General features: G+C 61.6%; 25 protein-coding genes. 21 read left to right on the forward strand and 4 right to left on the reverse strand.

The features are described 5' to 3' along the window. Nucleotides 1–82: 82 nt before the first annotated feature. The 4 genes from ETW24_RS12415 to ETW24_RS12430 all read right to left on the reverse strand — a co-directional run bounded on the left by ETW24_RS12415 (nucleotide 83) and on the right by ETW24_RS12430 (nucleotide 3,551). Nucleotides 83–673 carry a YeeE/YedE thiosulfate transporter family protein gene (locus tag ETW24_RS12415; protein ID WP_129371334.1) on the reverse strand — a complete coding sequence of 197 codons (591 nt, stop codon included), beginning with the start codon at nucleotides 671–673 and terminating at the stop codon, nucleotides 83–85. Between the two features lie 3 nt (nucleotides 674–676). After that, a complete protein-coding gene (locus ETW24_RS12420; RefSeq protein WP_129371335.1) occupies nucleotides 677–1,228 on the reverse strand; it encodes a YeeE/YedE thiosulfate transporter family protein in 552 nt (183 codons plus the stop codon). 99 nt (nucleotides 1,229–1,327) lie between these two features. Continuing rightward, nucleotides 1,328–2,581, reverse strand: a complete 1,254-nt coding sequence (locus ETW24_RS12425) for a vWA domain-containing protein (protein WP_129371336.1) — start codon at nucleotides 2,579–2,581, stop codon at nucleotides 1,328–1,330. A 61-nt stretch (nucleotides 2,582–2,642) separates the two neighbouring features. Further along, nucleotides 2,643–3,551 carry an AAA family ATPase gene (locus tag ETW24_RS12430; protein ID WP_129371337.1) on the reverse strand — a complete coding sequence of 303 codons (909 nt, stop codon included), beginning with the start codon at nucleotides 3,549–3,551 and terminating at the stop codon, nucleotides 2,643–2,645. A gap of 228 nt (nucleotides 3,552–3,779) precedes the next feature. Here ETW24_RS12430 and ETW24_RS12435 point away from each other — a divergent pair, with 228 nt between their 5' ends. The 21 genes from ETW24_RS12435 to ETW24_RS12535 all read left to right on the forward strand — a co-directional run bounded on the left by ETW24_RS12435 (nucleotide 3,780) and on the right by ETW24_RS12535 (nucleotide 26,226). Then, entirely contained in the window at nucleotides 3,780–4,844 is a 1,065-nt protein-coding gene (locus tag ETW24_RS12435) for a glycosyltransferase family 2 protein (RefSeq protein WP_129371338.1), read from the forward strand. A gap of 151 nt (nucleotides 4,845–4,995) precedes the next feature. Next, nucleotides 4,996–5,952: a phosphoadenosine phosphosulfate reductase gene (locus ETW24_RS12440; RefSeq protein ID WP_129371339.1), complete on the forward strand. Its 957-nt coding sequence runs from the start codon at nucleotides 4,996–4,998 to the stop codon at nucleotides 5,950–5,952. A gap of 65 nt (nucleotides 5,953–6,017) precedes the next feature. Further along, the gene (gene pyrC, locus ETW24_RS12445) at nucleotides 6,018–7,058 is read left to right on the forward strand and encodes a dihydroorotase (RefSeq protein WP_129371340.1); all 1,041 of its coding nucleotides are present in this window, start codon (nucleotides 6,018–6,020) and stop codon (nucleotides 7,056–7,058) included. A 132-nt stretch (nucleotides 7,059–7,190) separates the two neighbouring features. After that, complete coding sequence (locus tag ETW24_RS12450) at nucleotides 7,191–8,549, forward strand: calcium-binding protein (protein WP_129371341.1); 1,359 nt, start codon at nucleotides 7,191–7,193, stop codon at nucleotides 8,547–8,549. 178 nt (nucleotides 8,550–8,727) lie between these two features. After that, nucleotides 8,728–9,906 (forward strand): calcium-binding protein, encoded by a 1,179-nt coding sequence (locus tag ETW24_RS24295; protein ID WP_205877259.1) that lies wholly within the window; start codon nucleotides 8,728–8,730, stop codon nucleotides 9,904–9,906. Nucleotides 9,907–10,014: 108 nt separating this feature from the next. Further along, nucleotides 10,015–10,695 carry an orotate phosphoribosyltransferase gene (locus ETW24_RS12460; protein ID WP_129371342.1) on the forward strand — a complete coding sequence of 227 codons (681 nt, stop codon included), beginning with the start codon at nucleotides 10,015–10,017 and terminating at the stop codon, nucleotides 10,693–10,695. Nucleotides 10,696–10,949: 254 nt separating this feature from the next. After that, a complete protein-coding gene (locus ETW24_RS12465) occupies nucleotides 10,950–12,470 on the forward strand; it encodes a replicative DNA helicase (protein WP_205877261.1) in 1,521 nt (506 codons plus the stop codon). A 195-nt stretch (nucleotides 12,471–12,665) separates the two neighbouring features. Next, nucleotides 12,666–13,703, forward strand: a complete 1,038-nt coding sequence (gene alr / locus ETW24_RS12470; RefSeq protein ID WP_129371343.1) for an alanine racemase — start codon at nucleotides 12,666–12,668, stop codon at nucleotides 13,701–13,703. Further along, entirely contained in the window at nucleotides 13,700–14,482 is a 783-nt protein-coding gene (locus ETW24_RS12475) for an MlaE family ABC transporter permease (RefSeq protein ID WP_129371344.1), read from the forward strand. The genes alr and ETW24_RS12475 overlap by 4 nt, the downstream gene beginning before the upstream one ends. A 447-nt stretch (nucleotides 14,483–14,929) precedes the next feature. Beyond that, nucleotides 14,930–15,676, forward strand: coding sequence for an ABC transporter ATP-binding protein (locus tag ETW24_RS12480; protein ID WP_129371345.1), 747 nt, complete (start codon nucleotides 14,930–14,932; stop codon nucleotides 15,674–15,676). Next, nucleotides 15,676–16,059 (forward strand): hypothetical protein, encoded by a 384-nt coding sequence (locus tag ETW24_RS12485; RefSeq protein ID WP_129371346.1) that lies wholly within the window; start codon nucleotides 15,676–15,678, stop codon nucleotides 16,057–16,059. The genes ETW24_RS12480 and ETW24_RS12485 overlap by 1 nt, the downstream gene beginning before the upstream one ends. A 184-nt stretch (nucleotides 16,060–16,243) precedes the next feature. After that, the gene (locus ETW24_RS12490; RefSeq protein WP_129371347.1) at nucleotides 16,244–16,696 is read left to right on the forward strand and encodes a paraquat-inducible protein A; all 453 of its coding nucleotides are present in this window, start codon (nucleotides 16,244–16,246) and stop codon (nucleotides 16,694–16,696) included. A 143-nt stretch (nucleotides 16,697–16,839) separates the two neighbouring features. Next, the gene (locus ETW24_RS12495; RefSeq protein WP_129371348.1) at nucleotides 16,840–17,622 is read left to right on the forward strand and encodes a DNA repair protein; all 783 of its coding nucleotides are present in this window, start codon (nucleotides 16,840–16,842) and stop codon (nucleotides 17,620–17,622) included. 223 nt (nucleotides 17,623–17,845) lie between these two features. Next, nucleotides 17,846–19,207, forward strand: a complete 1,362-nt coding sequence (gene radA, locus ETW24_RS12500; protein WP_129371349.1) for a DNA repair protein RadA — start codon at nucleotides 17,846–17,848, stop codon at nucleotides 19,205–19,207. A 39-nt stretch (nucleotides 19,208–19,246) separates the two neighbouring features. Continuing rightward, on the forward strand, nucleotides 19,247–19,801 hold the full coding sequence (locus tag ETW24_RS12505) for a CvpA family protein (protein WP_129371350.1): 555 nt from the start codon (nucleotides 19,247–19,249) through the stop codon (nucleotides 19,799–19,801). A gap of 386 nt (nucleotides 19,802–20,187) precedes the next feature. Continuing rightward, nucleotides 20,188–20,874 carry a Hint domain-containing protein gene (locus ETW24_RS12510; RefSeq protein ID WP_129371351.1) on the forward strand — a complete coding sequence of 229 codons (687 nt, stop codon included), beginning with the start codon at nucleotides 20,188–20,190 and terminating at the stop codon, nucleotides 20,872–20,874. 284 nt (nucleotides 20,875–21,158) lie between these two features. Further along, the gene (locus tag ETW24_RS12515; RefSeq protein ID WP_129371352.1) at nucleotides 21,159–22,559 is read left to right on the forward strand and encodes a selenium-binding protein SBP56-related protein; all 1,401 of its coding nucleotides are present in this window, start codon (nucleotides 21,159–21,161) and stop codon (nucleotides 22,557–22,559) included. A 3-nt stretch (nucleotides 22,560–22,562) separates the two neighbouring features. After that, nucleotides 22,563–23,219 carry a hypothetical protein gene (locus ETW24_RS12520; protein WP_129371353.1) on the forward strand — a complete coding sequence of 219 codons (657 nt, stop codon included), beginning with the start codon at nucleotides 22,563–22,565 and terminating at the stop codon, nucleotides 23,217–23,219. Between the two features lie 370 nt (nucleotides 23,220–23,589). Further along, entirely contained in the window at nucleotides 23,590–25,110 is a 1,521-nt protein-coding gene (gene purF, locus ETW24_RS12525; protein ID WP_129371354.1) for an amidophosphoribosyltransferase, read from the forward strand. Between the two features lie 157 nt (nucleotides 25,111–25,267). Continuing rightward, on the forward strand, nucleotides 25,268–25,810 hold the full coding sequence (locus ETW24_RS12530; RefSeq protein ID WP_129372927.1) for a DUF2199 domain-containing protein: 543 nt from the start codon (nucleotides 25,268–25,270) through the stop codon (nucleotides 25,808–25,810). A 143-nt stretch (nucleotides 25,811–25,953) separates the two neighbouring features. Continuing rightward, nucleotides 25,954–26,226 carry a hypothetical protein gene (locus ETW24_RS12535; RefSeq protein WP_129371355.1) on the forward strand — a complete coding sequence of 91 codons (273 nt, stop codon included), beginning with the start codon at nucleotides 25,954–25,956 and terminating at the stop codon, nucleotides 26,224–26,226. Nucleotides 26,227–26,259: the final 33 nt, after the last annotated feature.

Raw genomic sequence — 26,259 nt, forward strand, 5'->3', positions numbered from 1 at the left:
ATTCAAGCGGGAAGTTGCGGCGTCCAAACAGAAAACGCCCGCCGGGCCAGGCGGGCGCTTGGGGTTTGCTTGGGTGCGGTGGTTATTCCGCCGGCTGCAGTTCAGCCTTTTGCGGCACCAGCCGCTGCGGCAGGGCAAAGGCCAGTGCGATGAAACCAAGGCCCAGAAGGATGCCCAGCAGATTGCCGGGCAGCGCGGTCAACCCTTCGTATTTGGCGCCTGGAACGGTGCCGAGGGTGACCTTGCCGCCCGCGATGCTGTCCAGCAGGCCGCTGGCCTTCCACGACGGGTAGGTCGCCATATAGGCAGCCGCGCCCAAGAGCCCGCCCGCGATGAAGAACAGCGCGTCCTTGCGGCCCGAAGCGGCGGCGACAACGCCGGTGCCAGGGCAATAGCCCGACAACGCCCAGCCGGCACCCAGCATCAGCCCGCCGACGAAAACGCCGGCATAGGCGGTCTTCACAGACATATGGCCGACATCGACAAGCCCCGCCATCTGGCCGCCGAACATCAGAACCGATCCGGTGCCGATTGCCAGCAGGATGGCTTTGGCGAGGTTCAGATTGGTAAGGTTCAGCATCTTGCCGATAAAGCCGGGGTTCGACGCCCCGATCCGGTCCAGCACCGCACCAAAGGCGGCGCCGGTTACAATTGCCAATAAGATGGTTGTCATGGCTCAGGCCTCCTTTTTGAACAGCAGCAGCGAGACGGGGATGGCAGCGGCAAAGGCACCGGCCGCGAAGATATAGCCGGAGAGCGCGGTTTGCATCATGCCGGACATCATGTGCCCCGAGGTGCAGCCGCCAGCGAGGCGCGCGCCGTACAGCACGATGAATCCGCCCAGGAAAGCCGCGGCGTATCGTTTCATCCGGCAGCCGCCGAAGTTGGCGCGCCAGAGCGCAGGGATTGTCCGCTCAGCCTGCGGGATGCCGCCGCGCAGCCTGGCCGACAGCAACCCGCCCAGCGCCATCGCCAGCACAAAAACAAAGCTGTAGTTCAGCGGGCTGGAGACGGCCCTGGCATATTTGCCGCCGGATTTTGCCAGATAGGCGTTGGTGGAGGTGGTGCCTTCGGCGGTTTCTGTCACCAGTCCGGGGAACACCGCATCCGCGATAATGCCGTCCAGGATCACAAATTGCGTTGAAACCCCGATGGGTTTGACCAGCAGCACCGCCAGAAAGAACACCAGCCCCAGCATGAGGCCTCCGGCTTTCCAGTTGAGAGTCATGTCAGCTCCTTTCGCACGTTACATTCTGATTTCAGAATACAACGTGGACGCGGGGAGCGGGTTGATCCAGATCAATTGACATTCCGTTTCCGGAATTCGTTAATCGAGCATTGCCATCAGCCTGGCTTTCTCGCCCGCATCGGAGGGGCTGGAGATCACCTGTGCCAGATCCTGCAGCGAGGCGATGGAATGGCCGGCGCGGAAACTGTCGGTATAGGGCAGCATGGCGCGGATGCCCTGCGCCCTTGGGGCAAAACCGTCCCAGCGCAGCAGCGGGTTCAACCAGATCAGGCGGCGCGACGACAGCTGCAACCGCTGCATCTCGCGGGCCAAAGCCTCCGGGTCGCCGCGGTCCAGCCCGTCGGTGATCAAAAGCACCACCGCGCCCTGCCCCATCACCCGGCGCGACCAGTCCCGGTTGAAGGCGTGCAGGCAGTCGCCGATCCGGGTACCGCCCTCCCAGTCCTGCGCCTCTGATCCTGCTGCGGCCAGGGCCGCGTCCACGTCGCGCTGATGCAGATGGCGGGTGATATTTGTCAGCCGGGTGCCGAAAGTGAAGCCATGCACCCTGGCCCAGCCTTGTCCATTTGCATTGGCGGCGGCGTGCAGGAAATGCAGGATGATGCGGCTGTACTGGCTCATCGAGCCGGAGATATCGCAAAGCACCACCAGATTTGGCCAGCGGATGCGGCGCTTGGCGCGGGCGATCTGCTGCAATTCGCCGCCCTGGCGGGCTGTATTGCGCAAAGTGCGGCGCCAGTCGGGACGTGTCCCCTGCACTGAGGCCATCAAGCGGCGTGACTGGATCGGTGTCACCGGCAGGATGAGCTGCGCAAGGATGCGTTTGGCGGCGGCAATCTCTGACGTGCTCATCTGTTCGAAATCAAGGGTTCTGAGGCGTTCTTCGGCAGACATGGTGAGGGTGGTGTCCACCTCAACTTCGGTGCCGTCCTCATCCTTGTCCGGTGTCTCCGGCTGGTCCTGCATACCGTCCAGCAGCGCCTCGGCGGCGCGTTTTTCCGCCGGTTTGGCGGCGCGGTCCTCCTGCACGCCGCGGATAGCGGGCAGCATGGCGGCCATCATGTGTTCCAGATAGCGCGGGTCGCGCCAGAACAGGCGGAAGACCTGGGCGAAGACCGCCCGTTGCTCGGGCTTGGTCACGAAACAGGCGTGCAAGGCCCAGTAGAAATCCGTCCGGCTGGTGAATCCTGCGGCGGCCACCGCCTGTACCGCATCCAGCACCCGGCCCGGACCGATCGGCAGACCCGCCTTGCGCAGGGCGCGGGCGAAATGGGTGAGGTTCTGGACCAGCTTGGGGTGGTCCGGCAGGGTGAGCGGCGGAGTGTCAGGCACTAGGGCAGCTCATGGGGGCGCTGCCCCCAAACCCCCGGAGTATTTCTGGAAAGATGAACCATCAGGCCGCATCCAGGCTTGCCCGGGCCTGATCCAGGATGCGTTTGGCCTCGGAGCCGTGCAGGCGGGCGATGTCGTCCTGGTATTTGAGGATGGCGCCCAGGGTGTCTGCGATGACCTCGGGGCTGAGGGCGATCACGTCGAGGGCCAGCAGGCAATTGGCCCAGTCGATTGTTTCGGCGACCCCCGGTTTCTTGAACAGGTCTTCGGTGCGCAAGGATTGCACGAAGGCGACGATTTCGCGGCTGAGCTGCTGGCTGGCCCCGGGCGCGCGGGCGTTGAGGATTTCGACCTCGCGGGGGAAATCCGGGTAGTCGACCCAATGATAGAGACAGCGGCGTTTCAGCGCGTCATGCACTTCCCGCGTCCGGTTGGAGGTGAGGATGACGATCGGCGGCTCCGGCGCCTGGATGGTGCCAAGCTCGGGGATCGTCACCTGGAAATCGCTGAGCGCCTCCAGGAGGAAAGCCTCGAACGGTTCATCGGTGCGGTCGATTTCGTCGATCAGCAGGACGGGGGCGCCGTGCTCATCGGGGCGCATCGCCTGCAACAGCGGGCGTTCGATCAGGTAATCGGCGGAGAAGAGTTCCGCCTGCAGGGCGGCGCGTTCGGCGCTGCCTGCGGCCTCGGCGGTGCGGATGGCGACCATCTGGGCGGCGAAATTCCATTCATAGACGGCGCTGGCGGCATCCAGCCCCTCGTAGCATTGCAGCCGGATCAGGCGGCGGCCCAGTGCGGCGGCAATGGCCTTGGCGATCTCGGTTTTGCCGGTGCCGGCCTCGCCCTCCAGAAACAGCGGGCGGCCCAGTTTCAGCGATAGGAACACCACAGTGGCCAGAGACCTGCCGCAGACATAGCCCTGCTCTGCCAGCATCTGCTGAACCTGACCGATGGATTGCGCCTGCTGCATGTTGTGCCTCCCTTTGCCAAGGTCAAAAGGCCATGCAGCGCGCCGTCGGTCAAGCCGTGCGCTGCGAAGACGCTGCGGCGGCCGCGGGAAGGGTTTGTATTGCAGCGGCCTTTGGATAAGACTGGCGGCGAAGCGGAAAGAAAGCCGAGCCATGAAAAACCAATCCCTGAAGCGGTATCACCCGGCAGCGCAGCGCGGCGTCTTGGTCAGCGGGCAGGACTGAAGCCGATGCGGGTTCTGGCAATTCTGTGCGTGCGCAATGAGGGCGCGTTCCTGCTGGAATGGCTGGCCCATCACCGGGCTGCAGGGTTTACCGATTTCCTGGTGTTCTCAAACGATTGCCAGGACGGCACCGATCACATGCTGGACCGGTTGCAGGACATGGGTCAGCTCGTCCATGCCCGCAATGAAGGCCCGTATGACAAGGGCGGCATTCAGTTCACCGCATTGAAGCAGGCCGACCGGCATCCGCTGATGAAGCAGGCCGATTGGGTGCTGGTGCTGGATATCGACGAATTCGCCTGCATCAAGACCGGCGATGGCAAAGTGGCGGATCTGCTGGCGGCGCTGCCTGAGGCCGATGCGGTGACGCTGACCTGGCGGCTGTTCGGCAACGCAGGCGCCGTGCGGTATAAGGATGCGCCAGTGACCGCGCAATTCACCCGCTGCGCGCCGGAGGTCATTCACTGGCCATGGCGGGCGGTGATGTTCAAGACGCTGTACCGCAATGACGGCACCTACAGGAAATGCGGGGTTCACCGGCCCCGCGATATCCGCAGCGCGGCGCAGCTGGACAGCTTCCGCTGGTATGACTGCGAAGGCCGCGAACTGGGCAAGGCGTTTAAGACCAAGCGGCTGTTTTCCAATTACGGCCAGCCCAACGGGCGGCTGGCGCAGCTGAATCATTACCCGCTGGGGGCGATGGAAAGCTATGTGCTGAAGGCCGACCGCGGAAGGGTCAACCGGCAGGCGGAGCTGGGCATGGATTACTGGGTTGAGCGCAATTACTGCAGCGCCGAGGATACCTCTATCGCCCGTTACGGCACAGACTGCGCGGGTCTTCAGGCCGGGCTGATGGAGGATCCGGACCTGGCCCGGCTGCACCGCGGAGCAGTGGCCTGGCGCCATGCCCGGTTTGCCGGGCTGATGACACAGGAACCCTATCGGGCGCTGTTCGCGCGTCTGCTGATGACACCCCCTGCCCGCCCGATAAGCCCGGCAGCCGCCGATCTGCTGCGCAGCTTTGCCATTCCGGATCAAGCCGCTCCGCAGCCTCCGGAGGACAGCAGCTGAGGCATTGCTGCCGACACTGGCAAAAGGCCGCCGAAAGAACCGCGCGCTGCCTCATTCAGGCATGGGTTTTTCCAATTTTGGCCTTAATTGTCACCTAAATGTAAATCCAAACAGCAGGCAGGACCCCTTTGGGGCAAAGAGGACAGCAGGCATGCAGGACGGACTTGAAAATCTGGATGAAGACCTTTCCGGGCTGAAGCCTGCCCAGTGGAAGGCCCGGATGGCGGCCCTGGCCGAAGAGCATGGCATGTACCAGCCGCTTGGCGACAAGCATTTCGCCACTTTTATCGACCAGGGCAATACGCTTTTGGTGACGTTTGAGACCATGCAGGGCATTCATAACCTGTCGGATCAGGCGCAGCCGCTGGGGTTTGACCTGGTGAAGAACCTGGGCTGGTCGCATATGTGCGTGGTCTCGGACGGCGACACCTGGTTCCGCGAAGGCCGTATCTATGGTTTTTTCGACCAGCTGATCGACGACGGGTTTTTCGACGAGTTCGACAAAGTGATCTTTTACGGTGCGGGCCCCTGCGGTTATGCGGCGGCAGCCTATTCGGTGGCCTCGCCGGGTGCGGTGGTGGTTGCGGTGCAGCCGCAGGCGACGCTGGACCCGCGGATGACCGAATGGGATGACCGGTTTGCCGATATGCGGCGCCTGTCCTTCACCGACCGGTACGGCTATGCACCCGACATGCTGGACGCCGCTGATCAGGCCTATGTGATCTATGACCCGCAGGAACAGCTGGACGCCATGCATGCCTCGCTGTTTGCACGCAAGAACGTGACGCGGCTGCGGGTGCCGCATCTGGGCGATGCGGTGCAGACCCGGCTGATCGAGATGGAGATGCTGTATCACATCCTGTCGCTGGCAGGCAGCCGCAAGCTGACCGGCGGCGCCTTTCACAAGCTGCTGCGCAGCCGCCGCAACAATTCTTTCTTCCTGCGCAATCTGCTGAAAAACCTGGAACGGCAGGACCGCCCGTTCCTGATGGCGCTGTTGTGCCGCAATGTGACCGAGCGGATGCGGGCCCCGCGGTTCCGCCGCCGCCTGCAGGAACTGGAAACCCGCGCCGAAGACGGCGAGTTCACCTTTCCTGCAAAGCCCTGAGCGGCGCCTGCTCCGGGCGCATTCAGCCGCTTCTTTTCTGCCCGCCTCTGTGCTAGGCGGGCAGCATGACCCAGACGCTGACCATCCCCCGCCCCGACGATTGGCACCTGCATCTGCGCGATGGCGCGATGCTGGAGGCCGTGCTGCCCGAAACCGCCCGCCATTTCGGCCGCGCAATCATCATGCCGAACCTGGTGCCGCCAGTGGTGACCGGGGCGCAGGCCGCGGCCTACCGCGACCGCATTCTGGCGGCGCTGCCCGCGGACATGGCGTTTGAACCGCTGATGACACTGTACCTGACCGAGGACACCGACCCCGCGGACGTCGCCGCGGCGCACGCCAGCGGGCTGGTCAAGGCCGTGAAACTGTACCCGGCCGGCGCCACCACCAATTCGGCCTCGGGCGTCAGCGATTTCAGCAAGGTGCGCGGCGTGCTGGAGAAGATGGCTGAGATCGGCCTGCCGCTGTGCGTGCATGGCGAAGTGACTGACCCCGATATTGATATTTTCGACCGCGAGGCGGTGTTCATCGACCGGGTCCTGGACCCGATCCGCAAATCCACCCCCGGCCTGCGCGTGGTGATGGAGCATATCACCACCAAAAACGGCGTCGATTATGTGAAATCCAATGCCGCAGATCTGGGGGCGACGATCACCACGCACCATCTGATCATCAATCGCAACCACATCCTGGTGGGCGGCATCAAGCCGCATTACTATTGCCTGCCGGTCGCCAAGCGCGAAGAGCACCGTCTGGCGTTGCGCGCTGCCGCCACCTCGGGCGATGCGCGGTTTTTTCTGGGTACCGATTCCGCGCCCCATACCGATCCGAACAAGGAAAGCGGCTGCGGCTGTGCCGGCTGTTTCACCGCCACCAACACCATGTCCCTGCTGGCGCATGTGTTCGAGGAAGAGAGCGCGCTGGACAAGCTTGCGGGCTTTGCCTCGGAAAACGGTCCGGCGTTTTACGGCCTGCCGGTGAGCAGCGAGATACTGAGCTTAGCCAAGAGCGATGCACCGGTGGTCTTCCCGGAGAAGATTGAGACCGGCGATGGGCCTGTCACCGTGTTCGATCCGGGATTTGATGTTCACTGGCGTGCGGAATAGCAACACCTGTTCACTAATCCTTTACGATCTTACCCCTTGCCCTTGCCCGGAATCAGCGCGCCCACTCAATTACTGGGCCAATAGTTCCCGCCAGCAATTAGCGCTGGCAATTTTCCGGTAAAGGGCAAGGGTATGACAACATTTACGTTCAGCGGGCTTCGGGTTGATTACGAAAACGGCGATGCTGTAGCGGCAAAAGAGATCGACACATCGATTATCGTTTCCTCTGCGTCGTCGGCATTTTCCTATTCGATCACCGGCCATGATGCCGACGGTGTTGCGATCATCAATGTGTCGGACGATATTCAACAGGTCATCGCGGACGGAACGAACCTGGACGCACCGAATTTTCCGGTGGTATCGGAAGAAACCCAGATCACCCGTGTGACTTGGCCCGGCGGCACCAGCACGGTGCTGATCCTCGCCTTTGAAACCGGTGGAAACAGCGACACCGAGTTTTACTTTGTCATCGACGGGCCGCAGATACCGGATATCAGCACTCTGTCTGACTGGAATGATTTCGACGACTCGATCACCGGCCTGTCGGACCCCACCGGCGCCTATGGCCCGGGCCAGAGCATCGCTTGGTCGTCAATCGACGGCGCAACCACAAGCCAGGACGATGAATTCTGGGGCACCCCCGGCCGCAACATCTTTAACGGCGGCAAGGGAGACGACTATTTCTCCAGCTCCGACGGACGCGATACTTATAACGGCGGCGCTGGCAGTTTTGACCAGGTCTCCTTTACCGGGGACCCCAATGGCGTGACTGCGCATCTTGGCACCGGCAAGGCAACTGACGGCTGGGGCAGAACCGACACCCTGAAAAGCATCGAAGTGCTGCGGGGATCGGCTTTTGACGACAGTCTTAGCGGCAGCGGCAAAAACAACACCTTCCGCGGGGTCGAAGGCAACGACACCATCAAAGGCGGCAAAGGCCGCGATGAGGTCCGCTATGACCGCGACGAACGCTATGGCGGCGAGGATGGCGCAACTGTCAACCTGTCCAAAGGCTTTGCCATTGACGGCTTTGGCGACCGCGACACGCTGAAAAGCATCGAAAACGCGCGCGGTACTGACAGCGGCGACAAGATTACCGGCAGCAGCACCGGCAACCGCATTATGGGGCTGGCCGGCAACGACACCCTGTCCGGCAAGGACGGAAGTGACACGATTTTTGGCGGCGGCGGCAAGGACAGGATCAATGGTGACGGCGGCAACGATCTGTTGTCCGGCGAAGGCGGTGCAGACCGGTTCATTTTCAAAGGCACGTTTGGTGACGACACGGTATCCGACTTCTCGACGGCGGGGCGCAAAGAAAAGATCGACCTGTCTGATGTCGCAACCATCAAGCACTTCCGCGATCTGAAGAACAACCATCTGTCCGAAAATGATGACGGCGATGCGGTGATCCGCGACAACCGGGGCAATACAATCACCCTGGAAGACATCGCGGTGGCAGACCTGTCCGGCAACGACTTTCTGTTCTGATCCCGAACCGCAGGTGCCGGCCTGAAAAGCCGGCGACGAAAGACAGTAAAAAGGCCTGTGCTCCGGCACGGGCCTTTTGTTTGCTATTTCAAACAGCTGGCGCTTTACACTTGAAAGACGAGCCGGCAAGTGTAGTTTCAACTTTGATTTAAATAAGTTCTTTTTGGGGTGACCACCTATGACGACCTATACGCTTTCAGGCTTCGGCGTCGGTAAATTTTCTTTGTTCGATCCTGCCGGGGGGGGATGGGTGCAGACCGGTCTGAAACTCAGACTGACGGTTCCGGATGGCGAAGGGTTTACGTTTTCGCCAACCCGGGTTCACGAAGACAAGGTTGATATCGAACCCGGTGATCACGTTTCCGGCCTGACGCGGACCCAAGGCGAGGCCGCTGACGGAACGCACTATGGCACGCTGGACGCTGGATACTCGCTGTCGGAAATTTCGTGGGACGGCGGCAAGACCGTGGTTCTGACAATGCACAGCATGAGTGCTCATCAGGCTGTTTACGCGCTGAGCGGCGATCCGCTGCCGGAGATTGGCAGTTACAGCGACTACGCGGCCTTTGAAGGCTCGATCACCCAGCGATCCCCTGTCACCACCTCCCTGCAACCCGGTCAAGTCCTGGAGTGGGCCCTGGGCACGGTGGACGTTTCGCAACGCGACAGGCTCATCGGAACCGACCGGGATGATACGCTGAAGGGCGGTGCCGGGGCTGACACCATCAAAGGCGGCGCGGGCGACGACGTTGTGAAAGGCGGGTCCGGCAGCGACAAGCTGGCCGGAATTTCAGGCGATGACACGTTGTCCGGCCAAAGGGGCGAAGACAGGCTGAACGGCGGCAGAGGCAGGGACAGCCTGGATGGTGGCAGGGGGGACGACGCGCTGAAAGGCGGCAAAGGCCGGGATACGCTGGATGGCGGTGCAGGGTACGATACCCTGCATGGCGGCTCCGGGCGGGACAAGCTCAACGGCGGATCAGGCGACGACATTTTTGTGTTTTTTAGCCGCTTTGGCGACGACACTATTACCGACTTTGATGCCTCCAGCAGCGGCGAAAAGATTGACCTGAGCACGGTGTCCAGCATCACGGATATGACCGATCTGCTGGACAACCACATCCGGGAAGACGGCGAAAACGTCGTGATCGAGGACGTACACGGCAGCACCATCACGCTGGAAAATGTGCAGCTGGCGGATCTGGACGAAACGGATTTCAATTTCGAATTGCCCGAATGGGAGCCTGTACTCGTTTCAGCCAAGCAGCCTGCCGGCATCGACACCCCTGCCCCCATTGTTGAAAAACTCTGGGCCTGCGAAGACTACCCAGCCCCCCAGGAATGGAACTTGGTCTGATCTGAGCATCAGAGGGCAGCATTGGCCTGCTGCCCTTCCGGGGGTTCAAACCGGCGGCGTTCCGGTTTAAGGACAGCAAAACCGCTGCCGCAAAGGATGCCTGCCGCCATGATCCCATCGTCCTATCCGTCTCAAGAAGAAATCGCCCGCCTGTCGGCCCGGATGCTGCTGGAAATCGGTGCGGTGAACTTTAACACCGAGACACCTTATACGCTGGCCTCCGGCCTGCCCTCGCCCAGCTATATCGACTGCCGTAAGCTGATTTCCTTTCCGCGGATCCGCTCGACGCTGATGGATTTCATGACCGTTACCGTGATGCGCAACGCAGGCTTTGAAGCGTTCGACAATATCGCCGGCGGTGAGACTGCGGGCATTCCCTTTGCTGCCCTGGTCGCCGAACGCATGGCACTGCCGATGACCTATGTGCGCAAGAAGCCCAAGGGCTATGGCAAAAACGCCCGCATCGAGGGCGCGATGAGCGAAGGCGAACGGGTGCTGCTGGTCGAGGATCTGACCACCGATGGCGGATCGAAGCTGTCGTTTGTCGATGCGATCCGCGAGACCGGCGCCAGCTGCGGCCACACCGCAGTGATTTTCTATTACGACATCTTCCCGGAAACCACCAAGACCCTCGGCGATCACGGGGTGGAACTGCACTATCTGTGCACTTGGTGGGATGTGCTGGCCGAAGCCCGCGCGCAAGGCGCGTTCAGCACCGAGACGCTGGATGAGGTGGAAACCTTCCTGAAGGATCCGCGCGCCTGGCAGGACGCGCATAAATCCGCTTAACGCCAGGGAAAGCGTTACGGGGCGGCCTGTGGACAAAGCCGCCTCGAATCATATTCTGCGCCAATTGAAATGCAGATATAGACTTCTTCCCAGATCGCACCACATCATATAGTCTGCATAGGGCAGGCATACTGGCCTTTCCGGTAAACAGCCCACAGGCCCCGTGCGGATATCCACAAGGGATCCACAGAGATTCCCAGATAGGAGAAACGCCCTTGGCGCCCTATAAGGCGGGCTTAGTGACGAGAGCAGTGATGAACGAAATTACCCCTTTCGACGGCGATATGCCGCCTCCGGCCCCGATGCCGGAACCTGCCGCACCGCAATCTGCGATGCCGGACAATGAACTGCCGCATTCGGTGGAGGCGGAACAGCAGCTCTTGGGCGCGATCCTGACCAACAACGAGGTCTATGACAAGATCGCGCTGATCATCGACTCGTCGCATTTCTATGATCCGGTGCATGCCCGGATCTATGAAGTGGCCGCGGCGCGGATTTCCAAGAACGCGCTGGCCTCGCCAGTGACGCTGAAGGCGTTCCTGGAAGACCACGAAGGGCTGAAGGAGCTGGGCGGTCCGGCCTATCTGGCCAAACTGGCCGGCGCGTCGATCTCGGCCTTTGCGGTGCGGGATTACGCACAGATGATCTACGACCTGGCGATCCGGCGCGAGCTGATCGCCCTGGGCCACAGCATTGCAGAAAAGGCGCGCCGCGTTGACGTGGCATCAGAACCTAAAGAGCAGATCGTTGAGGCAGAACAATCGCTGTATCAGCTGGCCGAGCAGGGCCAGACCGAAAGCGGTTTCAAGTCGTTCCTGAAAGCCGTCACAGAAGCGGTTAATGTGACCAACGAGGCGTATCAGCGGGGTGGCGGCATGGCCGGCATCTCGACGGGCCTGATGGACCTCGACAAACAACTTGGCGGCCTGCATCCCTCGGACCTTCTGATCCTCGCGGGCCGCCCCTCTATGGGGAAGACGTCGCTGGCGACCAACATCGCCTTTAACGTCGCCAAGGCCTATAAACGCGGGATAAAACCCGACGGTTCGGAGGGCGCACTGGACGGCGGCGTGGTTGGCTTCTTCAGCCTCGAGATGAGCGCCGAGCAGCTGGCCGGGCGTATTCTGGCGGAAGCGTCTGAGATTTCATCGCACAAGATCCGCCAGGGCGACATGACCGAAGGCGAATTCCGCCGCTTTGTGCAGGCGGCCAAGGATCTGGAAAGCTGCCCGCTGTTCATTGACGACACGCCTGCAATTCCGATTTCGCAGCTGGCCGCACGGGCACGCCGCCTGAAACGGACGCATGGGCTGGACCTCCTGGTGATCGACTATCTGCAGCTGTGCCGCGGCATGGCCGAAAACCGGGTGAACGAGATTGCCGAAATCTCGATGGGGATGAAGGCGATTGCCAAGGAATTGAACATCCCGGTGATCGCGCTGTCGCAGCTGTCGCGTCAGGTGGAGAACCGCGAAGACAAGCGCCCGCAGCTGTCGGACCTGCGGGAATCCGGCTCGATCGAGCAGGACGCAGACGTGGTGATGTTTGTGTTCCGAGAGGAATATTACAAGGAACGGGAAAAGCCGGGCGACCACGAGCTGGACAGGATGGAAGAGTGGAAACAGGCGATGGAGAGCCTGCACGGCAAGGCGGATGTCATTGTCGGCAAACAGCGCCACGGCCCCATCGGCACCGTGACCCTGACATTCGAGGCGCAATTCACCCGCTTTGGCAACCTGGCCAAAGCCTGGCAGCAGGGGCAGGAAGACTACTGATCCCGGCCGGTTTGGACCGGTGTCCGGTCTACCTGTGCCAGGGCCTGGCAGGTAACAGGATTGTCAGTGCCCCGGCACCAGCCCGGTCCGCTCCCCCCCGCTGGACCGGGCTTATTTGTTTGATGGCGGCGGAGCTCTGCCGCCATTACGGTTTTTCCCACTTGACCTGCGGTCTCCCCATGTCATGAACACCGCATGAGCACGGCAAGATTGACAATCAACCTGGATGCGCTGGCCACCAACTGGCGGAATCTGGATGCGCTGACCACCTGCGAAACCGCAGCCGTGGTCAAGGCGAACGGCTATGGCCTGGATGCGGGCCGCGTCGGCAAGGCGCTGGCCAAGGCGGGCGCGCGCAATTTCTTTGTGGCGGCGGCGGAAGAAGGCGGCGCGTTGCGCCGTGCGCTTGGCCCCGGCCCCGGTATTTCGGTGTTTTCCGGCCATATGGCGGGTGACGCCAAGCTGTTGAAGGATTTCCAGCTGACGCCGATGCTGAACTCATTGGACCAGATGCTGCGCCATTTCGAGGCCCTGCCGGGCCATGCCTTCGGGGTGCAGCTGGACAGCGGCATGAACCGGCTGGGGATGGAGTATAGCGAATGGGCAGCGGTGGCCGAGATCGCCCTGGGCCAGAATCCGGTTCTGCTGATGTCGCATCTGGCCTGCGCCGATGAGCCCGGCCACGCGATGAACGCGCAGCAATTGCAAACCTTCCGCGATATGACCGACGGGCTGGAGATCCCCCGCTCGCTGGCCGCCACCGGCGGCATGCTGCTGGGGGCGGAATACCATTTCGACCTTTGCCGCCCCGGTATCGGGCTATATGGCGGGCTGCCGTTCAAGGACGCGCTGCCGGTTGTGCAGCTGGACCTTCCCGTCATTCAGCTGCGCGATCTGGAGCCGGGTGAGACTGCCGGTTACGGCAACAGCTGGACAGCCAAGCGCCCCAGCCGCATCGCCACCGTCGCCGCGGGCTATGCCGACGGGCTGCACCGGGCGATGGGCAATGGCGGCATCCAGGTTTTTGCGGGCCGCACCCCCTGCCCGGTCGTAGGCAGGGTCTCGATGGATCTGATAACCGTGGACGTGACCGATCTGGCTGAGGTGCCTGAGGCGCTGTCGATCCTCAATGAGCAGCAGACCGTGGACACGCTGGCCGATGCGGCCGGCACCATCGGCTATGAGATCCTGACCTCTACCGGTCACCGCTATGCACGGACTTATCAGGGATGAACCCTATTGCCCTTCTGGCCCGGCTGGGCCGCACCGCATTGGCCGGGCTGTCTGCTATTGGCCGCGCCGCACTGTTTGCGCTGCGCGCCTTCAGCCATATGGTCCGCCCGCCCTACTACCCGCGCGAGCTGCTGCAGGCGCTTTTGAACATCGGCTGGCTGTCGCTGCCGGTTGTCGGTCTGACAGCGATCTTCACCGGCGGCGCGCTGGCGCTGCAAATCTATGCCGGCGGCGCGCGCTTTAATGCCGAGGCGGTGGTGCCGCAGATCGTCGCCATCGGCATGGTGCGCGAGCTGGGCCCGGTGCTGGTCGGGCTGATGATCGCGGCACGGGTAACCTCATCCATCGCGGCGGAGATCGCCACCATGAAGGTGACCGAGCAGATCGACGCGCTGGTCACACTTTCGACCCATCCGATGAAATACCTGGTCGCACCCCGCGTGCTGGCGGCGCTGATCACCGTGCCGGTGCTGGTGGGGGTCGGCGACATTATCGGCATCATGGGCGGCTATACGGTGGCGGTGCAGAACCTCGGTTTCAATTCGGCGGCCTACCTGAAGAACACCGTAGATTTCCTGGAGCCGCTCGACATCATCTCCTCTCTGGTCAAGGGCGCCGCCTTTGGCACCATCGCGGCGATGATGGGCTGCTATTACGGCATGCAATCGGGCCGCGGCGCCCAGGGCGTGGGCCGCGCCACCAAGGGGTCTGTTGAATCCGCTGCAGTGCTGATACTGGCCGCCAACTTTGTTCTGACAGGGGTGTTCTTCTCGCTATGATCCGGACATGCGGGACACTCGCGTTAGCAGTCGTTCTGGCTGGCTGTGCTCAGCCGGAATATAGAATTGTGCGAGATAGCACTTTCAGCTCAAAAGCCCCTGCAGGTGTGAACGACGCCCGCCTCCGTTCAGTCGCCTTTGAAAAGTTGCACGGTTCCACTCGTTCTCAGGCCATTTCCTTCCTAGTGGAAGATGGCTTTCATTGCTCAAACGCAACTTGCACGTACGTCGCTAACTACAAGCGCAGCACTGCGGAAATCTGGTTTGGCCTCATCCCGCCCGGAGAGAAAGTGCTTGATGACCGGTATGCCTCCTAAATCACATATCAGGTCCAAGTTCTCAACGATGCCGTTCAAAGCCTTGAAGATGTCAGCGCGGATTTTCGCTTGGAACGAGGAAAAGTGCCATGGCATCGCAGCCCCCGCCCCACGGATTTTGAGGTGATCAATGATTAGAATGGAAAACGTTCGCAAATCCTTTGGCGACAATGCTGTGCTGAACGGCATGAACCTGGAGATCCCCAAGGGCACCTCGATGGTGATCATCGGCGGCTCCGGCACCGGAAAATCGGTGGCGCTGAAAAGCGTGCTGGGGCTGATCACCCCGGACTCAGGCGAGATCTATGTCGATGGCAGGCCGTCCGGATCCGGCGACCGCGACAAGTTCCTGGCGCGGTTCGGGATGCTGTTTCAGGGCGGTGCGCTGTTTGACTCGCTGCCGGTCTGGCAGAATGTGGCCTTCCGCCTGCTGCGCGGCGCGCTGAAACGCCCGGCTGAGGAAGCCCGCGGGATTGCAATTGAAAAACTGCGCCGGGTGGGGCTGAAATCAGACGTCGCCGACCGCCTGCCCGCCGAGCTGTCAGGGGGCATGCAGAAACGCGTCGGCCTGGCCCGCGCCATTGCAGCCGAACCCGAGATCATCTTTTTCGACGAGCCGACCACCGGTCTGGACCCGATCATGTCCGGCGTGATCAACGACCTGATCCGCGAGATCGTGGTGGAGATGGGTGCGACCGCGATGACCATCACCCACGACATGACCTCGGTGCGCGCCATTGCCGACAATGTGGCGATGCTGCACGGCGGGGTGATCCAATGGACCGGCCCGGTGGCCGAGATGGACGCCTCGGGTGATCCCTATATGGAGCAATTCATCCACGGCCGCGCGGAGGGGCCGATCGAGGCGGTGAGGTAATGGACTTCGGGATCGCATTTTGGTTTATTATCTTTCCTGCTTGCTTCGTCGCAAGCACATGTCTGACGGTGACCTTTGGCAAACGGTTGCGCCGTCATACAAAATTGCAAAGAACAGGCCTTCTGGCGATATTCTTCGGTTGTCTACCGCTCGGCCTCGACCTTATCTACAGTCTGGCTTATTGGCTTCTGGAATTGGGCCCTGCCCCGCTTGCCAAGGCCGTAATCTCAACGACGCGGGCAGTCACCGTCGGCATTCCGCTTAACTTGGCACTCTCATTTTACGCACTGACAAAGTGGACGTTGCCCTGGCACAGCGCTTCCATCATTTTCTGCAACACAATTTTCGGTATGCTCGCTTTGCTCTTTTTTGATATTTTCTAGCATCTGCAAAAAGGCCAGTCGCTTCCCAACCGGCAGGGCCTCCCCTTTTTATTTCACAAACACTCCGGCGAGAGGCATCCTTAGCCTCCATATATGCTGCCGCTACGGTTTTCAGGCCACTTGCCCGCTTTTAAATCCGGCCCCGCACACACAATTCCAAATGGGATAGCAGAAACGAGCCGCCATGATCCTCCGCCTCCTCACCCTGTCGCTGCTGATCCTTTACCCCGTCGCATGGTTCGCGCCGCTGATGCGGGCGGGGCTGCTGCCGATCTTCGGCCTCAGCGAAATCTCGGTGCTTACGGGGCTGCAGTCCTTGTGGGGCAGTGATGCGGTGCTGGCGCTGATCGTGACATTTTTTGCGATCTTTGCGCCCTACCTCAAAACCATCGGGCTGGCGCTGGTGCAGTGGGATCTGCTGGACAGCAAGGTGCAGCCGGTCCTGCATGTGTTGGGCAAACTGGCAATGGCTGATGTTTTCCTCATCGCGCTTTACATCACGCTGGCCAAGGGGATCGGCCTCGCGACCATTGAGACCGCCTGGGGGTTGTACCTGTTCACGGCATGCATCCTGGCCTCGCTGGGGCTGGGGATGCTGACTGAACGCACTGCAAAGATTGGCAAAACACCGGACTGAAAGCTTGATCCGGCGCTGAACCGCTCCATTTCGTAGGGCCGAACACCTGTATCGCAGGGGTCCGGCATGCTGCGCCCGGTTGACGGGCGTCCCCCGCAGCCTGCCGGCCCTGCATCTGTTGCATTGCTGCTGGAGGGGGACCTATGTCCGGCGTTCAATCAATTCTGTTCACTGCCCAGACCGTATTCATGCGGCTGACGTTCCTGCTGATCTGCTTTGGCGCGCTGGCGGCACTTGCGGCCACCGGACTGTCGGCCACGGGCATCTGGCCCTGGCTCAGCCTGCAGGCCGGGGTTGGCGCTGAAATTTACCCGCAGGCCGGGATTGCCGCACAGATCACCCTGACGGCGCTGGCGGTTATGCTGGCTTTTTTCCTGCCTGCCAACGGGCGTATCCTGGCGCTGGAAACCTCGCACCGGCGGTTTTCGCTGCAGATGGAGGACGTGCTGCAGGCCTATCAGCTGGCCCATGCCGCCGACCGCGCCGGGATCTTTACCCTGGCATCAGAGTTCGACGCGGTGAAGGAGCGGCTCGCCTTTCTGCGGTCGCACCCCGATCTGGCCGGGCTGGAACCGCAGGTGCTGGAGGTGGCGTCGCAGATGAGCCAGGTCAGCCACGAGCTGGCAGAAACCTATTCCGACGCCAAAGTATCCCGCGCCCGGCTGTTTCTGCAGCAGCGCCAGGAGGAGCTGGAGACCTTCAAGGCACGGCTGGAAGATGCCCAGATCGTCATGCATGAGCTGCGCCAGTGGTCCCGCGATGTGGAGATCGAGGAAAGCATCGCCAAATCGCATCTGGGGCGGCTGCGCGGCGAGCTGTTCGAATTGCTGCCGGAACTGTCGGCGCAACTGCAAAGCCCGCCGGACGGGTCTGATCCGCATTCCGGCAGCGTCGTGCCGATCCAGCCGCCCCGCCGCGCGGACTGACGCGCTCTGCGCTCCTTGCGGAGGACGCGTCAAAGGGGCGCTGCCCCCGGCCCTTGGAGGCCTCCCCCGGGGTATTTTCAACCAAAAAGAAGCCCGCTTCTTCTGGCCCCAGATATCCCGGAGCGCGAGGCAGAGCCTCGCTTTTGCCGTGACAGCCCGCACCAACCGCACGTCAAGGTTCACGGCCCTTGAACAAAACAGAAACATCTGCCACTGATCCGGCATGGCAAAAACATCTTTCTCCTGCTCGGCCTGCGGCGCGAGCTTCTCCAAATGGTCGGGCCGCTGCGAAGGCTGCGGCGAGTGGAACACGATTTCCGAGGACAAGGGGCTCAGCTCCGGCCCCTCGAAGAAGTCGCTGGGCGTCAAACGCGGGCGCACCATCCCGCTGAGTGATCTTGCAACCCGCGAAACCCCGCCGCCGCGCGCCTGCTGCGGCGTGGGGGAACTGGACCGGGTGCTGGGCGGCGGCCTGGTGGCGGCCTCGGCCATTCTGGTCGGTGGCGATCCGGGGATCGGCAAATCCACCCTTTTGCTGCAAGCGGCGGCGCGGTTTGCCAAGGCCGGTGTCAAGACCATCTATGTCAGCGGCGAGGAAGCCAGCGCCCAGGTACGGATGCGGGCGCAGCGGCTGGGGCTGACGGATGCGCCGGTGCAGCTGGCTGCCGAGACCAACCTGCGTGATATTCTGACGACGCTGGAAGCGGAGAAGCCGCAACTTGCTATCATCGACTCCATCCAGACCATGTGGTCCGACCACGTGGACAGCGCGCCGGGGTCGGTCAGCCAGGTGCGGGCTGCTGCGCATGAGCTGACCACCTTTGCCAAACGCAACGGGGTGTCGATCATCATGGTCGGCCATGTCACCAAGGACGGCCAGATCGCCGGCCCCCGCGTTGTTGAGCATATGGTCGACACGGTGCTCTATTTCGAGGGTGAGCGCGGCCATCAGTTCCGCATCCTGCGGGCGGTCAAAAACCGCTTTGGCCCGGCGGATGAGATCGGCGTGTTTGAAATGACCGGCGGCGGGCTGGCTGAGGTCATCAACCCCTCGGCCCTGTTTCTGTCCGAACGCGGCGAACCGTCGCCCGGCTCAGTGGTGTTTGCAGGGATCGAGGGCACCAGGCCCGTTCTGGTCGAGATGCAGGCACTGATTGCGCCCTCGCCCCATTCGCAGCCGCGCCGCGCTGTTGTCGGCTGGGATTCATCGCGGCTGGCGATGATACTGGCTGTCCTGGAAGCGCGCTGCGGCATCCCGTTTGCAGGTCTGGATGTCTATCTGAACGTGGCGGGCGGCATGAAGATCTCGGAGCCTGCGGCAGACCTTGCGGTGGCCGCAGCGCTGCTGAGCGCGCGGGAAGACGTGGCTTTGCCCGCCGATACGGTGGTTTTCGGAGAAATTTCGCTATCCGGAGCCCTGCGCCCGGCCCCGCAGACCGAAAACCGGTTGAAAGAGGCGCAAAAACTTGGTTTCACGGCGGCGATTGCCCCTGGCGGCAGTAAAACTGTGTCCGTGAACGGTCTGAACTTGCGAAAGTCCAGCGATCTGGCCGGTTTTGTTGGCGAATTCTTCGGGGCCGGCTAAGGTCGCAAAAAATTTATCGCAGGCAAACGGGCGAGGGACATGGAAGGTTTCACAATCATCGACGGGGTCGTGGCCCTGGTCATCGTCGTATCGGCGCTGCTGGCCTATTCACGCGGCTTCGTACGCGAAGCGATGGCCATTGCAGGCTGGATCGCCGCGGGCGTGCTCGCCTTTATCTTTGCGCCGCAGGTGGAACCGCTAATGGCGGAAATTCCAGTGATCGGTGAATTCATCGCCGACAGCTGCGAATTGTCGATCATCGCGGCCTTTGCCGCGGTGTTTGCCCTGGCGCTGATCGTGGTCTCCTTCTTTACGCCGCTGTTTTCCACCCTGGTGCAGCGCTCTGCGCTTGGCGGGCTGGATCAGGGCACGGGTTTCTTCTTTGGCGTCTTGCGCGGCATTCTTTTGGTGGCGATTGCCTTCTTCCTCTACAATGTGGTGATGACCGGGCAGAGCTTCACAATCGTTGACGAAAGCCGTTCGGCCGAAGTGTTTGAGCGTTTGATCGGCAAGATTGAGGACCGCAACCCGGAGCAGGCATTGGGCTGGGTCACCGAGCAGTATGAAGCGCTGATCGGGTCCTGCGGTCAGTAATACCTAAGGATTACCACCTTAAGACAGATACGCGGGCGCCCCTTGGGCGCCCGTTTTGCTTTGAATTCAAAGCGTTCACACAGTTATCCACAAGCAGCCGGGCTGGATGGTTAACGAGATAATTGATGGTTAACGTCTTGTTAACCAAAAGGAATCACGTGCAGAGCGAGCAAAATCCGGATCATCAAACTTGCGGTAAATCTTAACAAATCCTCAGCCTGCCCCGTCAAACAGTTAACAATCCTCCTGAAATGGCGGCTTTTGTCCCGGAAAAATCGCGCCATCCCGAAATGCGACGCACGGCCGCCCCAATTTGGTCCCAATTCCGGGGCCTGATGGCTTCAACGGCAAAACGCCGGGCTAAGACGCTCAGAAGGGACGACACAATGCAGCTGGACCACACCACAGATTTTGCTGACTACCAGCCGGTTGATGTGCTGCTGCTGACCAATCCGCTGCCGCACACACTGTCTGCGGCCCCTGCCCCGAAACGCAACCGTATCCGCAGCGGCGGCTTTCTGCCCGCAACGCTGGTGGAGACCGAAGAAGGCTTTAAGCAGGCCCGAGACGTGAAGCCCGGCGACAAGGTGTTCACCTTTGACGGCGGCGCCCAGGAAGTGAAGGCGGTCCGCCACGCAGTGCCGCGCCTGACCACATGCATGCATGTCCCGGCCGGCGCCCTGGGCAACGATACCGACCTGATGCTGCCCTCGGACCAGAAAGTGGCGCTGGAAATGGACACTGCCGAGCGCCTGTTCGGCCTGCCGGTGGTGGTCACCAAGCTGATTGCTCTGACCGGTTACAAAGGCATCACCGCAGTTGCGCCCGAGCGTCTGGGCCGCATCCATTTCGAGTTTGAAGAAGAAGAGCTGGTCTGGGCCGAAAGCGGCATGCTGCTGCCCGCAGGCGATGTTGCTGAAGACTCGGCCTTTCACCAGCTGTCGCTTTCCGAGACCCGCCAGGTGCTGGCCAGCGACGAAGGCCGCGCCCTTTCAGCAACCGGTATGGGTGAAACTGACGCCCGTCTGCCGTCCCCGCTGGACAACCTGCTGGACCGTATTCTGGCAGCCTGATCACCGGGGCCAAGCCCCCAAGACTTTCCCTCCCCCCCTCGGGCCCGTCTTTGTGCGGGCCTTTTCTTTGCAGGACGCGGCCACCGGGCGGGAAGAACAGCATCCTGACCGCAGAACGCAACTGGCTGACAATCGGCCGCATACCGCACATAACCGGGAAAATGTTTCGCGCAGCAGCGTCATTTCAAAAAAAATTGCCCGGAATTTGAATGTGTGCCAGCATCAGCGCAGGCGCCGAGACGCATGACAGAACAAATGGCGCCCGTTTCAGGGAGGATTTGACGATGAATTTGCGGCCCGACCCCACATTCCATGCCACCCCCAGGCTAGCCATGGAAGCCCCGGCCGAGACGCTGGCTTTTACCCTTATGCTCAGCCCCGATGGTTCGCAGCCTGACGGGCTGGCGGTTGTCGATGTGGATCCGAACTCGGACAGCTACGGCGACATCGTGCATCAGCTGATCATGCCCAACAAGGGCGACGAATTTCATCATTTCGGCTGGAACGCCTGTTCTTCGGCGCTGTCGCCGCTGACCGGACACGCGTTTCTGGAGCGGCGCTATCTGATCATTCCCGGCATCCGCTCCAGCCGTATTTACGTGATTGACGTGAAGGAGCCGCGAGAGGCGAAGATCCACAAGATCATCGAACCCGAAGAACTGTTTGCCAAAACCGGCTATTCCCGCCCGCACACCATTCATTGCGGGCCTGAGGGCATCTATGTCTCAACCCTGGGCGGCGGCGGCGAAGACGGCACTGACGGGCCGCCGGGCATCTTTATCATGGATTGCGAGACTTTCGACATTCTGGGCCGTTATGAGATGGACCGGGGCGCGCAGGACAAGCATTATGACTTCTGGTGGAACCTGCCGCGCGATTACATGGTGAGCTCCGAATGGGGCCTGCCGCCGCAGTTTGAAAACGGCATCGTGGCCGAAGATCTGCTGAGCAACAAATACGGCCATTCGATCCATTTCTGGAATCTGCGTGAGCGCAAGAACGTGCAGACCATCGACCTGGGTGAAAACCACCAAATGGCGCTGGAAATCCGGCCCGCGCATGATCCGTCCAAAGATTATGGCTTTTGCGGCGTGGTGGTGGATACCACCAACCTGCAGGGCGCGATTTTCACCTGGTGGCAGAAGGATGACGGCACATTCGAGGCCAAGAAGACCATCACCATCGACCCGCGGCCCGAAAAACCCGAAAACCTGCCGCCGCTGCTGCAGGGGTTTGAGGCGGTGCCGCCGTTGGTCACCGATATCGACCTGAGCCTGGATGACAAATACCTGTATGTGGCCTGCTGGGGGCTGGGGGAAATGCATCAGTATGATGTTTCTGACCCGATGAACCCCAAGCTGGCCGGCAAGGTAGAATTGGGCGGTATTGCCCGCGGCGCCAAGCATCCGAACGGCAAGGGCTTTGCCTATGGGCCGCAGATGGTTGAGATCAGCCGCGACGGCAAGCGGGTCTATTGGACCAATTCGCTTTATTCCACCTGGGACGACCAGTTCTATCCTGATGACGAAGGCGGCCAGATGGTGATGGCCAACGTGGGTGACGGCGGCGGGCTGGAATTGGATAAAGATTTCTATATCGACTTCCCCAAAGGCTACCGCAGCCATCAGATCCGGCTGGAGGGGGGCGACTGCTCTACCGACAGTTTCTGCTATCCCTCCGTCTGACGGGTGACGGAACTCTCAACGGCGGCGGCCCTGTGGTGGGCCGTCGTTGCCTCGGGGCTTTATCACGGGGTGAACCCGGGGATGGGATGGCCGCTGGCGGTCTCTTCTGCGTTGATGGAGCGCCGCAAAACCAGCCTGTTCAAGGCGCTGCTGGCGCTGGCCTTTGGCCATCTTCTGGCAATGACTGCGATCCTGCTGCCGTTTTCGGCGCTGCTGTGGCTGACGGAATGGCATGTGGAAATCCGCATCGGTGCGGCCTGTCTGGTGATTGCGCTGGGGGGGTATCTGCTGATCAACCGACGACATCCCCGCTTTCTGGCGCGGGTGCCGCCGTCGCGGCTGGCGCTGTGGTCGTTTCTGGCAGCGATGGCGCATGGCGCCGGGCTGATGCTGGTGCCGGTCTATCTGGGTCTTTGCGGCCCGGACGAAAGTGCAGGCCACGCCGCCGCCTTTACGCTGATGGGCCGCAATGCCGGTATCGCCGTCACCGTGGCCCTGGCCCATACCCTTGCCATGACCGCAGCCGGCGGCGCGCTGGCGCTTGGCGTTTACCACTGGCTGGGGCTGAAGTTCCTGTCCAAGGGCTGGTTCAACCTGGATCTGGTCTGGGCGCTGAGCCTTATTCTGGTGGGGGCTGTTTCATTGCTGACGCTGCATTGATGCCGCCGCCGGGAACATCCCTCCCCGTCCCCGTTGCCGCGGTGCGGCATCGGATTTGTGATCCTTTGATGACAGCCGCGGCGAAAGGCACTATGTGAGGGCCGGAACAGGAAACGGATTCGGAGCCACACCGCCTTGCCGCTGCTGCAGACGCTGCCCGCCTGCCCTTGTGGATCTGACCTGACGCGCATGGCGCCGGGATTTGGAGACGCATTCGGCGCCTTGGCTCCGGCCGGTTTGCCGGTATGGCCGCTTGGCGCGGCTGGGTCAGCCGGATTGGCGCAAGCGACGCAAAATGCGCTAGACTGCCATCCGAGCCGCTTCCTTCAGCAACCGAACAGCAAAGCCTAAGTGGGATTGGAGCCAGCCAATGTGCGGGATTTTGGGGATCGCAAGCCGGGACACAGATGTCTTTGCGGAGATATATGACGGGCTGTTGATGCTGCAGCACCGCGGCCAGGACGCCTCGGGGATTGTGACCTACACCGGTGAGTTCTTTCGCGAGCGCAAGGAAAACGGCCTGGTCAAGGATGTGTTCGGCCCGCAGGATGCCGACACCCTGACCGGCAAGACCGGCATCGGCCATGTCCGCTATCCCACCGCGGGCTCGCTGAGTGCGGCCGAAGCGCAGCCGTTCTTTGTGAACGCGCCTTATGGCATCTATCTGGTTCACAACGGCAATATCACCAATACCGCCGAGCAGCGCGAAAAGGTGACCGGTAAGTACAGCCGCCATCTGCGCACCACGTCCGATTCCGAAATCATGCTGAACGTGCTGGCCGACAAGGTGGCTGACGCGATCAAGGTCAATGGCAACGCCGAGCCGGTCCGCAACATCTTTGCCGGTGTGAAGATGACCATGGAGCGGATCCAGGGCGCCTATTCGGTGCTGTGCATGATCGCCGGTGTCGGCATGCTGGCGTTCCGCGACCCCAATGGCATCCGCCCGCTGTCCGTGGGCAGACGCCCGGCACAAAGCGGCGGCGAGGATTTCTGCTTTGCCTCCGAAGACGTGGCGTTCGGCATCAACGGGTTTGAAAAGATCCGCGACGTAAAGCCGGGCGAGGCCATTCTGGTTGATCTGGACGGCAACATGCACAGCTTCCAGGCGGTCGAGGGCAAGCTGACCCCCTGTATTTTCGAATATGTCTATCTGGCGCGGCCTGATTCGATGATGGACGGTGTGTCGGTCTACAAAACCCAGCTGCGCATGGGCCAAGCGCTGGCCAAGCAGATCCAGGACGCGGGACTGGAAATCGACAGCATCATCCCGGTACCTGATTCGGCGCGCCCCGTGGCGCTGGAAGTCGCCAACTCCACCGGTATCCGCTACCGCGAAGGGCTGGTGAAGAACCGCTATGTGGGCCGGACCTTTATCATGCCGGGCCAGGCAGAACGCCAGAAGTCGGTGCGCCGCAAGCTGAATGCCATCCCGCTGGAGTTCAAGGGCCGCAACGTGCTGCTGATCGACGATTCCATTGTGCGCGGCAACACGATTAAAAAGATCGTGCAAATGTGCCGCGATGCGGGCGCCAAGAAGGTCTATATCGCCTCTGCCTCACCGCCGGTGAAATACCCGAACGTCTATGGCATCGACATGCCGACCAAGCACGAGCTGATCGCAAACGGCCTCAGCATCGACGAAATCCGCGAAGAGCTGGGCGCCGATGCGCTGTTCTACCAAAAGCTCGACGACCTGATCTGGGCGGCGCAGGAAGGCAACCCGGACATCCAGGGCTTTGACTGCTCCTGCTTTGACGGCAACTACATCACCGGGGTGACAGCTGAATACCTGGATGCGCTGGAAGGCAGCAGCCGGGTCAGCGCCAAGATCCAGGACATGCCGGCCCCCGGCGCCTCCTGGAACGCCTCTAAACTGGCAACCGGCTGAGGCTGGCGTCCCCGCGTTCCATGGGGGTTTGAACTTCCGGCCTCATCCGCGTATGAGGGCCGCCAACAGTGCATGGGGAGGCGCTGGCCGTGACGGCCCGCGCCTTTTCCTATGCTTCCAGATGAAAGGCCGCCTTTTGGACGCGCATCTTGCCCGCATGCTGACCTCTCCGCGCCAGTGCCGCTGCTGCGGCGCTACCTTTGCGCAACTGCTGAGCCTCAGCTGCGACCGGCCCGACATCTGTTCCGAGGATATGGAGGTGGAGGACAACTCTGCTGTGCTGGCCACCCGCGGCGATATTCTGACGGATGATTTCTGCCGCCTTGGCGAATTGCGTTTTATCCGCGCGGTGCTGGCAGTGCCATTGGCAAACAGCCGCGGCGAGGAGTTCATCCTGGGCACCTGGGCCAGTCTCAGCCGCGATGATTTCGATGCCTATCTCGACTTGTTTGAGATGCGCGAGACGGAAAAGCTGGGCGACCGCCCGGCCTGGCTGGCCAATGCGATCCCGCCCGACATGCCGGTGCCTGCGGGCTGCATGCTGGAGATGCGTCCCGGCGGTGAATATCCTGAACTAAGGGTCACCGAGCAGAACCATCCGCTCTATCCGCTGCAAAAGGACGGCGCCGACCTGGAGGAGCTTCTGGAGCTGCTCTATGCCTATGGGCACGACCTGCCGTCGCTGGTTTATGACGCCTGAGCGGGCACTGCGGCACCGGGTCTCGCGGTCCCGTTGCAGCCGTCCGCGGCTTCCCGCCGATGCGGATGCCGCCGGGCCGGTTGCGGCTTGATACGCAGCCTGCGGCAGCCCAGATACGTCCGGATTAATGAGGAACGGACGGTATGTCGAACACAGAGACTGAGGCCGGCACCTCTGCCAAAGTGGCAGGGCTTGCGACTCAGACCAATGCAATGAACCGCGGCAACCTGAGCCTGCTGGGGCTGTTCGGTCCAGAGGACAGTATGACTGCACTGATCCGGCTGCCGTCGGGCCGCACCCGCAAGGTGTCGCGCGGCAGCCGCCTGTCATCGGGCCAGGTGGTGGCAATAGACGCCAAGGGGCTGATCCTGAATTCCAAAGGTGAAAGCCAACGCCTTTCCATGCCTGGCGGCTGAAGCAGCCCGGTTCCGCAGCACAAATTTCTTCGA

Source organism: Leisingera sp. NJS204 (genome assembly GCF_004123675.1).
In the GTDB taxonomy this organism is placed as follows: domain Bacteria; phylum Pseudomonadota; class Alphaproteobacteria; order Rhodobacterales; family Rhodobacteraceae; genus Leisingera.

What these genes read in the sequence shown, in the direction of transcription:
- ETW24_RS12415 (WP_129371334.1), bottom strand. Translation starts at nt 673, where the DNA reads ATGACAACCATCTTATTGGCAATTGTAACCGGCGCCGCCTTTGGTGCG.
- ETW24_RS12420 (WP_129371335.1), bottom strand. Translation starts at nt 1,228, where the DNA reads ATGACTCTCAACTGGAAAGCCGGAGGCCTCATGCTGGGGCTGGTGTTC.
- ETW24_RS12430 (WP_129371337.1), bottom strand. Translation starts at nt 3,551, where the DNA reads ATGCAGCAGGCGCAATCCATCGGTCAGGTTCAGCAGATGCTGGCAGAG.
- ETW24_RS12435 (WP_129371338.1), top strand. Translation starts at nt 3,780, where the DNA reads ATGCGGGTTCTGGCAATTCTGTGCGTGCGCAATGAGGGCGCGTTCCTG.
- ETW24_RS12440 (WP_129371339.1), top strand. Translation starts at nt 4,996, where the DNA reads ATGCAGGACGGACTTGAAAATCTGGATGAAGACCTTTCCGGGCTGAAG.
- pyrC (WP_129371340.1), top strand. Translation starts at nt 6,018, where the DNA reads ATGACCCAGACGCTGACCATCCCCCGCCCCGACGATTGGCACCTGCAT.
- ETW24_RS12450 (WP_129371341.1), top strand. Translation starts at nt 7,191, where the DNA reads ATGACAACATTTACGTTCAGCGGGCTTCGGGTTGATTACGAAAACGGC.
- ETW24_RS24295 (WP_205877259.1), top strand. Translation starts at nt 8,728, where the DNA reads ATGACGACCTATACGCTTTCAGGCTTCGGCGTCGGTAAATTTTCTTTG.
- ETW24_RS12460 (WP_129371342.1), top strand. Translation starts at nt 10,015, where the DNA reads ATGATCCCATCGTCCTATCCGTCTCAAGAAGAAATCGCCCGCCTGTCG.
- ETW24_RS12465 (WP_205877261.1), top strand. Translation starts at nt 10,950, where the DNA reads ATGAACGAAATTACCCCTTTCGACGGCGATATGCCGCCTCCGGCCCCG.
- alr (WP_129371343.1), top strand. Translation starts at nt 12,666, where the DNA reads ATGAGCACGGCAAGATTGACAATCAACCTGGATGCGCTGGCCACCAAC.
- ETW24_RS12475 (WP_129371344.1), top strand. Translation starts at nt 13,700, where the DNA reads ATGAACCCTATTGCCCTTCTGGCCCGGCTGGGCCGCACCGCATTGGCC.
- ETW24_RS12480 (WP_129371345.1), top strand. Translation starts at nt 14,930, where the DNA reads ATGATTAGAATGGAAAACGTTCGCAAATCCTTTGGCGACAATGCTGTG.
- ETW24_RS12485 (WP_129371346.1), top strand. Translation starts at nt 15,676, where the DNA reads ATGGACTTCGGGATCGCATTTTGGTTTATTATCTTTCCTGCTTGCTTC.
- ETW24_RS12490 (WP_129371347.1), top strand. Translation starts at nt 16,244, where the DNA reads ATGATCCTCCGCCTCCTCACCCTGTCGCTGCTGATCCTTTACCCCGTC.
- ETW24_RS12495 (WP_129371348.1), top strand. Translation starts at nt 16,840, where the DNA reads ATGTCCGGCGTTCAATCAATTCTGTTCACTGCCCAGACCGTATTCATG.
- radA (WP_129371349.1), top strand. Translation starts at nt 17,846, where the DNA reads ATGGCAAAAACATCTTTCTCCTGCTCGGCCTGCGGCGCGAGCTTCTCC.
- ETW24_RS12505 (WP_129371350.1), top strand. Translation starts at nt 19,247, where the DNA reads ATGGAAGGTTTCACAATCATCGACGGGGTCGTGGCCCTGGTCATCGTC.
- ETW24_RS12510 (WP_129371351.1), top strand. Translation starts at nt 20,188, where the DNA reads ATGCAGCTGGACCACACCACAGATTTTGCTGACTACCAGCCGGTTGAT.
- ETW24_RS12515 (WP_129371352.1), top strand. Translation starts at nt 21,159, where the DNA reads ATGAATTTGCGGCCCGACCCCACATTCCATGCCACCCCCAGGCTAGCC.
- purF (WP_129371354.1), top strand. Translation starts at nt 23,590, where the DNA reads ATGTGCGGGATTTTGGGGATCGCAAGCCGGGACACAGATGTCTTTGCG.
- ETW24_RS12530 (WP_129372927.1), top strand. Translation starts at nt 25,268, where the DNA reads ATGCTGACCTCTCCGCGCCAGTGCCGCTGCTGCGGCGCTACCTTTGCG.
- ETW24_RS12535 (WP_129371355.1), top strand. Translation starts at nt 25,954, where the DNA reads ATGTCGAACACAGAGACTGAGGCCGGCACCTCTGCCAAAGTGGCAGGG.